Source organism: Mesotoga infera (genome assembly GCA_011045915.1).
Lineage (GTDB): Bacteria > Thermotogota > Thermotogae > Petrotogales > Kosmotogaceae > Mesotoga > Mesotoga infera_D.
This window is the reverse complement of the sequence record DSBT01000277.1, coordinates 1-11,193: the sequence shown is the minus strand read 5'-3', so window position 1 is coordinate 11,193 and position 11,193 is coordinate 1. Positions and strand designations below refer to the sequence as shown.

Annotated in this window: 7 protein-coding genes; 1 reads left to right on the top strand and 6 read right to left on the bottom strand. The window is 45.2% G+C overall.

The genetic code is table 11. From position 1 onward, the window contains the following. On the bottom strand, positions 1–1,274 hold a 1,274-nt coding region (locus ENN47_09230; GenBank protein ID HDP78345.1), incomplete at its 3' end, for an NAD(P)/FAD-dependent oxidoreductase. 217 nt (positions 1,275–1,491) lie between these two features. On the opposite strand from ENN47_09230, the gene ENN47_09225 reads away from it, so the two are divergent. Beyond that, the gene (locus ENN47_09225; protein ID HDP78344.1) at positions 1,492–2,034 is read left to right on the top strand and encodes a glycerol-3-phosphate responsive antiterminator; all 543 of its coding nucleotides are present in this window, start codon (positions 1,492–1,494) and stop codon (positions 2,032–2,034) included. Here the strand turns inward: ENN47_09225 and ENN47_09220 are convergent, their stop codons facing one another. Genes ENN47_09220 through ENN47_09200 form a run of 5 tightly spaced genes read right to left on the bottom strand, consistent with a single transcriptional unit; the run spans position 2,035 to position 11,123 of the window. Next, the gene (locus ENN47_09220) at positions 2,035–2,865 is read right to left on the bottom strand and encodes an ABC transporter permease (GenBank protein HDP78343.1); all 831 of its coding nucleotides are present in this window, start codon (positions 2,863–2,865) and stop codon (positions 2,035–2,037) included. 10 nt (positions 2,866–2,875) lie between these two features. Then, a complete protein-coding gene (locus tag ENN47_09215) occupies positions 2,876–3,829 on the bottom strand; it encodes an ABC transporter permease (GenBank protein ID HDP78342.1) in 954 nt (317 codons plus the stop codon). Between the two features lie 14 nt (positions 3,830–3,843). Further along, positions 3,844–5,370, bottom strand: a complete 1,527-nt coding sequence (locus ENN47_09210) for an ABC transporter substrate-binding protein (GenBank protein HDP78341.1) — start codon at positions 5,368–5,370, stop codon at positions 3,844–3,846. After that, positions 5,363–9,820 carry a hypothetical protein gene (locus ENN47_09205; GenBank protein HDP78340.1) on the bottom strand — a complete coding sequence of 1,486 codons (4,458 nt, stop codon included), beginning with the start codon at positions 9,818–9,820 and terminating at the stop codon, positions 5,363–5,365. Before ENN47_09205 ends, ENN47_09210 begins: the two co-directional genes overlap by 8 nt. Positions 9,821–9,833: 13 nt before the next feature. After that, positions 9,834–11,123 (bottom strand): hypothetical protein, encoded by a 1,290-nt coding sequence (locus tag ENN47_09200; GenBank protein ID HDP78339.1) that lies wholly within the window; start codon positions 11,121–11,123, stop codon positions 9,834–9,836. Positions 11,124–11,193: the final 70 nt, after the last annotated feature.

Below are 11,193 nucleotides of genomic sequence, written 5' to 3'. Positions count from 1 at the left end.
GTCCTCGCTCCATCTCTTATTGCCTGAATCACCTCTGTCTCAGATACCTCGTTGCACTGGCATACTATCCTTCCATAGGCGGGATCCTTGTCAATGAGTTGTGATACTCGCTCAAACGAAAGCTCTTTTATTCTCTCTCTCTCTTTGATGCTAGAAACGAAATCATCTCTTTCGACCAGGCGAATTCCTGTTTCGGGGACTATTCTAGTCACAACATATTCTGCAATTGCCGGTGCTGCAGTTAATCCGGGAGACCTGATGGCTCCAACCGTGATGAAGTTCTCTAGTTCTTCTGCCTTTCTTATGTAGAAATCCTTCTGATCTGTCTCCGGTCTTAGTCCGGCAAAGGACTTGACATACCAGCCTGGATTGTCTATTCCGGGAATCAGATACTCCCCGGAATTTCTAACAGAGACCAGCCCCTCATAAGTAGTACTCACATCTTCAGGAGTAAATCCCGGCAACTCGACAGAAGTGGGACCAAGTAGAACCCCTCCATCAACCGTTGGAACAATGAGTCTTCCTTTCCCTTCGGCAGTTGGGAGTGGAAAGATAATCCTTTTTACAAGCGAACTTGCTTTCTTATCCAAAAGAATGTACTCTCCCTTTCTCAATTTAACGGAAGGCACATCAACTCCGAAGCTTGATGCAACTCTCTCGAAGAATACCCCCGCAGCGTTTATCACTAAATCAGCCCTTAGCTTTCTTCCCGATCTTAGAAGAACCTTCTCAATCCTCCCATTTCTCATAGTACCGCCCACTACCTCATCGCTTGTGATTATTTTGCCTCCGTTTTCAGAGACGTTTATCGATGAAGAGATAGCTACCATCCATGGCTCGGTAATACCGGCACTGCTGCAAAGAAGTGCAAAGTTGAACTCATCAGAAATGTATGGTTCCAGACTCTTCAGTTCACTCTTCCCAACAATTCTGAGTCCTTCTACACCATTTCTGATGCCGTTTTCAAGGAGCTCCTCAAGTCTTGGCAGTTCGTCTCTGCCTCTGGCGACCACAAGTGACCCTGTCCTCTTAACAGGAAACTTTAGCTCTTCAGAAAGCCTGGTAAACATCGAATTCCCGGCGGCACAAAGTTTCGCTCTTAGAGTATCTGGCGGATCATCGTAACCACCATGCAAAATCGCCGAATTCGCCTTGGTAACGCCTTGACCTATATCCTCGGACTTCTCAACCAGAACGACTTCAATTTTGTATCTTGTGAGTTCTCGGGCAATTAGCGAACCGACAACTCCACCACCAATAACCACCGCCTGCATCCCGGCACCTCCAAAAAGAAAACCACGCCATTAAATTATGGCGTGGTTTTCTCATAAACTCTACCACGTTTAGTCGAATTATATCACAAATGTTTTTTCAGATTACGGATACTCTCTTGTGTAGATTTAATTATGATGCATTACGGATACCTTAAAAGCAACGAGCACATAAGCGATCTACAGAACATGGTGTATCATCGATTAAGGGAGGTTTACTATGCTTAAGGGAATCATTGCAGCTTTGTGGGATAGAAAAGAGAGGCCGGAAGCCGTTATACCGGAGACGGTTTTTTTTCTCAATGGAGGCCTGTTTGAAGTTCAAGAGAGAATAGACCAGTTCAAATCTGCTGGCAAAAGGGTATTTGTTGATATTGATTTCGTGTCAGGACTTTCTGGAGATGAAGACAGCGTTATCTACCTTAAGAGGAGCGGGGTAGATGGGATAATAACGGCTAAACTAAGGATTTTTAAGCAAGCCGTCAACGTTGGTTTGAATCAGAGCTTGTTGAGGTTCTTCGTTCTTGACTCGAGGGCCGTTGACAAAGGAATACAGCAAATCGTATCTAATGGTGTAAGAAATATTGAGATACTCCCCGGAATTGTTGCTGCGAAAATCGCCCCAAAGATCAGAGCACACGCACCAGACATAACGATAGTCGCCGCTGGACTCATCGATACCGCTGAAGAGATTGAGACTCTCAAAAAACACGTGGATGCCGTATCCACGAGTTCCACGACCCTATGGTCCTACAGATGGTAATTATCTGCTGATTCTTGGATCAAGCACATCCCTAAGACCATCTCCGAGAATATTCAGGCTCAGTACGATTATGGCGATCATAAGGCCGGGAAAGAGGACGATCCATGGTGCGCTAAGTAGATAAGATGTGCCTTGACCTACCATACCTCCCAAAGTAGGTTCTGGTGGAGGTAAACCAAGACCAAGAAACCCAAGAGATGCTTCTGTAAGAAGGGCAGTTGATACGTTTGTTGTGAAAGTGACTATGAGTATAGAGGAGATGTTTGGAAGGATGTCGGTCAACATTATTGAAATACCCTTCTTTCCCAACGCCTTTGATGCCTTTACATATAGACTGTCCTTCAGAGACAAAGTGGCTCCCCTAACAGTCCTAGCAAAAATCGGGACGTAGACCAACCCTATTGCGAATATCAGATTGGCCATGCTTGAACCAAATAGTGCAATAATGAAGAGAGCCAGTATCAACGAAGGGAAGGCAAAAAAACTGTCCATGATCCTCATGATTACCAGATCAGTCCAGCCGCCTATGTAGCCGGAAAGGAGTCCCAACAAGGTCCCTATAATAGCAGATAGTGCAATTGCGCTGGACGCAATGATCACACTCTTCTGAACTCCATATATTGATCTTGAGAACACGTCTCTTCCAAACTGGTCTCCACCAAACAGATGACTCCAGGTGGGTTTGCTCATGAAAGAATCCATATTCATCTTATACGGATCGTACGGAGCAAACAAACCAGGAAGCAGAGTCACCATGATTATAACTATGATAATCGCCATACTCACTATGTAAATTGGATTATTGATAAGTCTTCTGAATACATTAAGCAATCTCTCTCACCTACCGAAGTTCGACACGAGGATCGATGAGTGTGTATATTATGTCTACCGCTATGTTCAACAAAACTATCAGAATACCTATAAAAAGAACAATTCCCTGAACAACTGGGTAGTCCCTTTCGTTCACTACATTGAGAAGAAGTCTTCCCATTCCCGGAAGCGCAAACATATTCTCAATAACGATTGTCCCGCCAAGAAGATATCCAAGCTGAATGCCGGAAAGCGTTACCACAGGAACCAGAGCGTTTCTCAGTGAATGCTTAAAAATAACATTTCGCACACTTACCCCCTTTGCTCTTGCCGTCCTAACATAATCCTGATTCAACACGTCCAGCATCGAGGTTCTCGTAATCCTTAAGATCTGGGCGGCAACCATCAAACCCAATGTGAGCGAAGGAAGAAACATCACTTGAAGATTGGAAATTAGATCTACTCCCGGTCTTACATAGCCAAAGAGATTGAAGCCGTGAAAGGTACCTGAGAAGAGAACTATGAAGATCGCCCCCACCCAAAAGGATGGGGACGAAAGACCGATGAGGCCGATTATCCTTACGAAATTGTCAATGAAACCATTTCTCTTGATTGCAGATATGATTCCCATTGGAATACCAAACAACATAGCGAATCCAAGAGAGAATAATGACAGTTCAAGAGTAACGGGAAATCTCTCTCTTATTAGTTCGGTTACGGTTCTTCCCGTTCTAAGTGAAGTTCCTAGATTGAAAGAAAGGAGGTTTCTCACCCATATTCCATACTGAACGACTAAAGGCTTATCTAGACCATATTCAGTATAAAGCTGCTCTATTTGGCTTTCACTAAGATAGTTCTGAGTTCCGAGCATCATGTCCACCACATCGCCGGGAACTATGTGGATTGCAATGAAAACCAAAAATGTTACTAAGAGAACAGTGGGGATTGCCGAAAGCAACCTCCTGGCAATGTATCCGAACTCCATTCTCTACCTGCTCATTACTCTTTGTGAGTTTCTCTCAAGAAAACAAGACTCTCGTTAGCCAGAGATCTGAATCCTTCAACCGAATCATTGGAAGCGAATATTGTGTTTGCTGAGTATAAGAAGATTATTGGCGAGTCTTCAACAAGCTTTTTCTGAAGTTCTTCATAGATTAGACGTCGGCTGTTAAGGTCCGACTCACTTCTTCCGCTATCGAGCAGTTCGTCTACCTGAGGATTGCTATAAAGGAACACATTTGTGGATCCTCCAGTTCTAAAAGTTCTGTTGAACTGAATGTCCGGGTCTATAGAGCCACTGTTCATAGAAATGAAAGAATCAAAATCGCTTTCTCTCCATTTGCTAATGAAGATACCCCATTCCACAATGTTTATCTTTGCTGTGACGCCAACTTCTGCAAGCTGAGCTTGAATAACTTGGGCAACTTTGTCGAAGTTATATCTCTGGGCAGCAACTATCTCAAACTCAAAACCATTTGGATAGCCTGCCTCCGTTAGCAGCTGTTTCGCCTTTGCTGGGTTGTAAGTGTACTCCTCAAACTCATTTGGCTGGAGCGCCCAAAAATCAAGTTCCGGGTTTAGAGGACCTGTTATAGTTGCTTCGTCGAATGCAACCGCCTTGACGATCATCTCTCTGTTTACTGCATAATTCAGAGCATTCCTAACCTCTGGCTTACTTAGAGGACCTCTGGTTGTGTTGAACCCTAACAAGTAATAGCTTAGAACCGGTGTTCTATATATCTTGAATCTGTCTGAGGGCAGTTGTCTCAAACTAAGCGGCTCGCTAATCTTTGCCAGATCGACATCTCCGTTTCTTAGCGCGGAGACCCGTGTTACCTCCTCAGGCATGATCATCATCTTTATTTCGCTTAGATAAGGAAGTCCCTCCACAAAGTACTCGGTGTTCTTTCTCAGCGTTATGTAGTTACCTGCTATAAATTCGACCATAAAGAACGGGCCTGTTCCATTCGTCACGAGCTGAAGATTTGCTCCTGACTCTACAAAACTCTTCGAAAGTATTGCGCTATTGACACCTGCAAAGTTAGGTAAGAGAGAAGAGGCCATTGGAATCTTCAACTTGAACTCGACTTTGTTGCCTTCTATGACCTTTATAGATTCGACTTCACCATAGTAAGTGGCTGCGGGAGCTTTCACTTCCGGGTCTCTAATCCTTTCAAATGTGAACAAAACATCTTCAACGGTTAGGGATTCTCCGTTGTGGAATTTGACTCCTTCTCTGATCTCGAACACGATGGTATAAGGATCGACAACTTCGAAGTCTACAGCGAGGTTAGGTATTAGGTTCATGTTCTCATCATACTTGAGAAGGCCGTCGTAAACGTTCTCCAATACTCTGTGAGAAGCGAAAGCAGTTACAAGTGTAGGATCTAACCCAACCGGTTCGGTTTCGATTGCCATTACCAAAACATTGTCGCTGGCAGCAAAGATCACTACTGACAAGGCTGCTACTAGAAGTACTGCAAAACACTTTTTCACAATACCACCTCCTATTATGACACTATTCATTCCTGCTTTCCAACAAAATAGGATCATTTGGTCTTTCTACGTCGTATATTAACATCCTGTTTCCCGATTTCACTATCATAAGCCTCCCCGAGACTGAGATTTCATCGACCTGCGTAAGCTCCAGATCTCTCAACACAACTGGAGATGCCGGAGTGCTTATGTCAACAATCGCTACTCCTTTGTCGGTTGAAGCGTAGAGAATATCGTCTGAGACTTCGATCTTCAAGACAATGTAGTACCTTCCAACGGTGCTCTTCAGCGATCTCAAAGTATCTATAAGTTTCAGTCCACCGTTTATGCCCGCTTCCCCGGAAAAGACAATGCCGTCCTTCTCGGCAACGGCTCTAGAATAACCTTCGAGAGAAAGATCGAAGCTTGAAGTGCGATCGACGTATCCCGTCCCTTCTCTCTGAAGGATCTTTATTCCTGAGAGAGCATCGGCCAAATAGATTCTTGAAAGGTCCTCAGTAACGAACAAATCTACCGGCGTTGTCCAATCTCTGTAAACAACATCCATCCCTTCGGGAATTCCGCTGCTATTAAGGGAGACTCTGACAACGACTCCAGCGCTCTTATTGTCTAGAATCCAAAGGTAACCTCCCTCAAGCACTATTTTGACCGGAGAGGTATTTGTTGCGATCGTTCCAATAACCTTTGCCTCACCCGAACTATAATCAATGGTTGTTAGTCTTCCCGTCCCTTCTATGACGTAGACAAGATTACCTTTGACCACAACAGGCACTTCACCATCATAGTTATAACGAACCTCCATGATATCGAGGCCCGAAGTATCCAAAGAAACTATATTCAATGCCTCTCCGAAGTAGATCGCTGTTACACTTCTTTGATCATGAAGTTGCGGTTCTCCAGAAGACTGCGTTCTGAACTGAACTGTTGAAGTTGATGCAAGCAGACTCCCGTCCCTCCACAGCTCAACTTTCCAGTAATACGTACTGTCTTCCTTCAGTCGGTCCTGATACTGAAATGAGTTACCCGCTGTCGTAGCTACTAGAGACATCTGATCTTGAGACTCGCCCAGATAAATTCTGAACTCTCCCGCCTGCGCTCCGGTAACCTTCCATGAGAAGACAGGTCTGATATCGGCAACTGAATCTGCAGCTGGAGCCTCTACCTGCAGATCGACTTGACTCGTTACCACATAAAGGGTCCTCGTCTCTGAGGTAACTGTGTTTTCGCCGTCCGTTGCCACAACGTACCATCTATAGATTTGATTCATGATTAGACCGGATATTCTGATTTGATTTGTCTGCATTGACTCTCTATAAAGCTCAAGATCAGATCCCGAACCAAAATACACCGAATACCTCAGCTGATCTCCGTCAGGATCATAGCCTGACCATGTCAAATCAACATACGTTTCACCGATCGCCCTTCCATCGACGGGACTGATTAAAGACAGTTCTGGAGGTCTGTTTTCAACTGAGAATCGGAAAGTCTCGCTTTTTATTGTGACTCCACTATTGTCTGTCAACTGAACGAACCATTCATATGTTCGTCCCGGAAGAAGCCTTCCTGTTTGATAACTGTCGCTCGAAACCGTGTAACGTGAAAGGCTACCCAGTTCTCCAAAATAGACTTCCTTCTGCCTTATCATTTCTGTATCACCGTCTAAAACCCATTTCAATGTTACTCCCGAAGCCGACACTTTTTCTCCGTTCCTCGGCGCTTCAAGCAACACTCCAAACGGCTGTCCGGAAATGAAACTGACCGGCTCGCCTGCATACTCGACGTTGTCTCTCAAGACAGATACAGCCCAGAAGTACTGTCTACCATCCTCAAAAGATAGTTCGGGTCTGTATTTGTTGTCCTGAACAACTCTTCTGACAATGGGGTTATGATCTGAATCATAAAGTCGGAAGACGTATCCCGAACTCTGTTGTGAATATGACCAAGAGAACTCTCTGTCGTTCTCGAATACTCCACCGGAAGGATAAATGTAGTCTAGTCCCGAAACACGGCTTTTTATAGGTATTTCGAGAATCCCTTTTTCACCTCCGGGATCCTCTGCCACGATTGTCAACAAGTAATCCCTTCCGGAAATGAGGTTGGTTATGACATATCTCTCAAGGTTATTTCCGATAGCTACCGGGCGCCCTAACGACTCTTCGGCAAGGTCGACATAGACTCCCACCTCAAGGTCTTCTCCTTCAGGATCGTCCAGCTCCCATTCAACAACAAGAGGCGTCGTTGCCCCCTCCAGGAACATGCGAGAAGGTTGAAGAAGCTTGATGACTGGCTTCTGGTTGCCTGTAACAAACGATGAGTACCTGCTCTTGGAGCTCTTCCCACCATCATCAATAATCTCCACGGCCCACTCATATCTTCGCCCAGGTTCAAGCTCACCGATAGTGAAAGAACTCTCTGAGGCAGAATACTCTTTCTCAACGAATTCGGTTCCGCGCAAGTAGATCTTTGTTGAAACGATTACCCCGTCCGGGTCGTTACCTTCCCATCTCAGGGTCAGATCCCTTGTAGAGACTTCCGAAGCACCGTCCATTGGGAATATGAGGCGCGGAACCTCGGGTGGGAGGTTTTCGGTCTCAAAAGACCAGATTTCTCCTGCAATCTCGGAACCGTCCTTGATCAAATCTACCCGCCAGAAGTACCTGGTGTTGCTCAATATATCCTGAGTAAGCTCAATATCCGGTCCATCGAGGACGCGTTCGATGACTGTGTTGTTCATCTCGATGTCATTTGCAAGAACAAACCTGTAAGAAAGACCCTCTCTCTCTCCATCGATTTCCCAAATGAAACGGGTGTGCGACCGGGGTACTTCTTCTTCTCCAGGTCTGGGCGATACCGGTAGAACTACTGCCAGCGACTTATCTCCCGTTCTGAAGACCGCTTCTTCGCTTCTGACAAATGCGCCCCTAGAGTCAGTCGCAACAACATACCAACTGTACTCTTCGTTTTCTCCAAGATCTCGTACTACACGTTCTTGAGAATCTATAGGTCCAATAACTCTAGAATCATCTAGCGACTTCAGATGAAGCTCATAGCTTATCGAGTCGCCATCTGGATCCTCGCCGACCCACCTGAAAGAGACAGCCGATGGCTCTACCCCTTCCCGAGAAACCGGGTTAACAACGGCTACACTAGGAGCTCGGTTTCCCGGTACTATTTGCATCTCTTTGCTTGCCTCGCCACCATGATTGTCACTGGCTTTTATGACTAAACTGTAACTAGTCCCCTCGTCCAGAGCTGAAAGAAAAACGGATGTCATTCTGCCCGAAGCAATCCTGACAGGTTCTTCATCTTCAGCCCCGAAGAAGACCTCGGTTGTAACACTATCCCCATCGGGATCCACTACGCTCCAAGTTACCGGTATTGAGGACTGCCCGGGAGGCGCAAAGGGATACTTCATATCAATTACAGGAGCTCTGTTTGAAGTCCGGAAGATCCACTCTTCGCTCTTCTTCTCCTTACCTGATGCGTCCCTCACTACAACATACCAGCTGTAAGTTGTGTGTCCTTTAAGAGAAGGAATAACTATATCCGTTGAATTCGTGGTTCCGATGAGGGAATGCCTCGACTGACCTTCCGCAAGATAGACATCGAAATAAAGTGGTTCGGGATAGTACTCGAGAGGAAGTGAGGTCTTCCATGAGAGGCTCCTCCTTCCAGCATCGAAATCGCTAGCTCCGCTTCTTGGGTTTTCCGGCGTAACTGCAGGAAGATCTGCCCTCATCTGTGTTGTGAAACTCTCAGTATAAGAAGTAGATTCACCTCCATACGAGTCCTTCGCAACGACTTTCCAGTAATACTTCGTCGAGTAATCAAGTCTCTTTAGTAACGAAACGTCAACCATCGTTTCGTGCGTTCCTCTAATGAGAAGGTCCTTCTCATCTAATCTTGGCTCTCTGCCAAAATACACGTCGTATACTAACTCATCTCCATCAGGATCATTGGAACTCCAGTTAAGTGTCAGATCTTTTAGGGGGACGTTTCCCAGGTTTCTGCCGGGTGGAATTAGCTCTGGTCTACTAGGATAAGTATTCATGAGTACGAACGTCCAGATTTCACTTTCTGCAGATTTTCCGCCTTCTGTGTAAACCCTTACTTTCCACCAATACTGAGAATGAGGATCAACCTCAAACTCATGAGAGAAGGAAAATATCCCCTCAGTAGGGGAGGTCAGATCACCCTGAAGGTCAAGTGCCAATCTGGTCAAACTATTTCTGTCCTTGCCAGCGAAGACTTCTGCTAAGAGGCCATGCCTGGGACGTTCATATACAGCTTCCCATCTTAATTCTACCTTTTCAGCATATTGGATTCTCTCTGCATTTTTCGGAATTGGCGAGACATTCGAGATAAGTATTTTCGGTTCTGGAACGGGCCAGAGGAAAAATGCTGCAACTACGGCAGCTACTATTACCAGGAGCAAAGTAATGATAATCGGCACTATCGTGGAACCTCTGTAATAGTGCAACGTGAATCCCTCCTCAGACTCTTAGTCCAATCTCGTGCGAAATAGAACTGTCGGCATTCCGCTCTATTGTATCCTCGGATAACCGCAGGCCACTAAGTTTCTTGATATGGTTCGACTGAACAAGAAACTCGTCAGAAATCATCTCTATAGTGATGTACCCCAGCTCAACTCTTCTTGCAAAACCGTTCTTAGGATTATCATCTATTATCTCAACGACGGGCTTCCATGTCCCGGCATTAGCGTAGAATTTCTCTTCTCCGTTGCTCGAAATCATCCGCAATACGTGGCGGTGATTATGACCCATCACGACACCTTTCAGTTCACCTGGAACGATAGGCGGGGCTTTGTCACCATACATCAGAAAGAACTCACTGTTCATGGCCTTTTGAAAGCCTTTCTTTCCCTCCGCACCAAGCAGTCTTCTCCCTTGCCTATATAGATTATCAGTCTTCTTCAACTTTCTGACTGCCATCACGATTCTCACCATCAGACTTCCAAGTTTCATACCGCCGTGCCTGTTCACAAACAACCCGTCAATGACCTTCAAAACCGGCCAGTTAGCATCTATCCAACGTTGTGCATCATGGCTCTTAAGAAGAATAAGAAACTGCCTTGACCACTCCTCCTGTAAGTCCGAGTCGACCTCATACACTCTCCTTAAGAAGTCAAGCCACTGAAATACATCGAGAGTAGGGTGTACGTTCTGATAATCCCTTACCGCCTGCTCGGGAAGCTCGGTTCTCATGAGACATTTGTCAAAGTTCTCCATCATGAACCGGGCCATAAAGTCACCAAAAGGCTGCATAAGACTGCCGTTCTTCCTATCTCTGAAGAATCTGTTCACAATGTCATACTGATTGCCATGAAGTGCCAAAGTCTTGAACTCTCTGTCAAAATAATAAGGCAGGATTTCAACCTTATCTTCGTCTCCCAGTAACTCCTTCAATTTGTGACGGAGTTTTTCACTAAAAAGCAAAAGTGAGTCGTGGTTTCCCACTACGTAAACTAATCGACCCTTCTCAGTGAAATCTCTGAACGCTTTGAAGACTTCCTCATGCTTTCTTTCAATAACTTCAAGAATAGACTCGTCAATTTCTTTAAGAAGCTCTTCAAAAGGCAGCAGTCCTCTGCTCTTAACGAATTCTGAAGTCAGAAGCTCAAGACCATCCCCAACAATTACGATTTCGCTGAACTCCTTCTCCTTAGAACTCGATATCAATTCCACAAGATCGGAATCAAACTTGAAGTCATCCTTCAAGGTTCCATCGCCAATATGAAGATCACTAAGGTATAGTTTTTTCACTGCGGTCCCCCTAGACCATAATACCCCAAATTCGCAGTCAAAATTCAATATTCTGTGAAGTTGCTGGTTC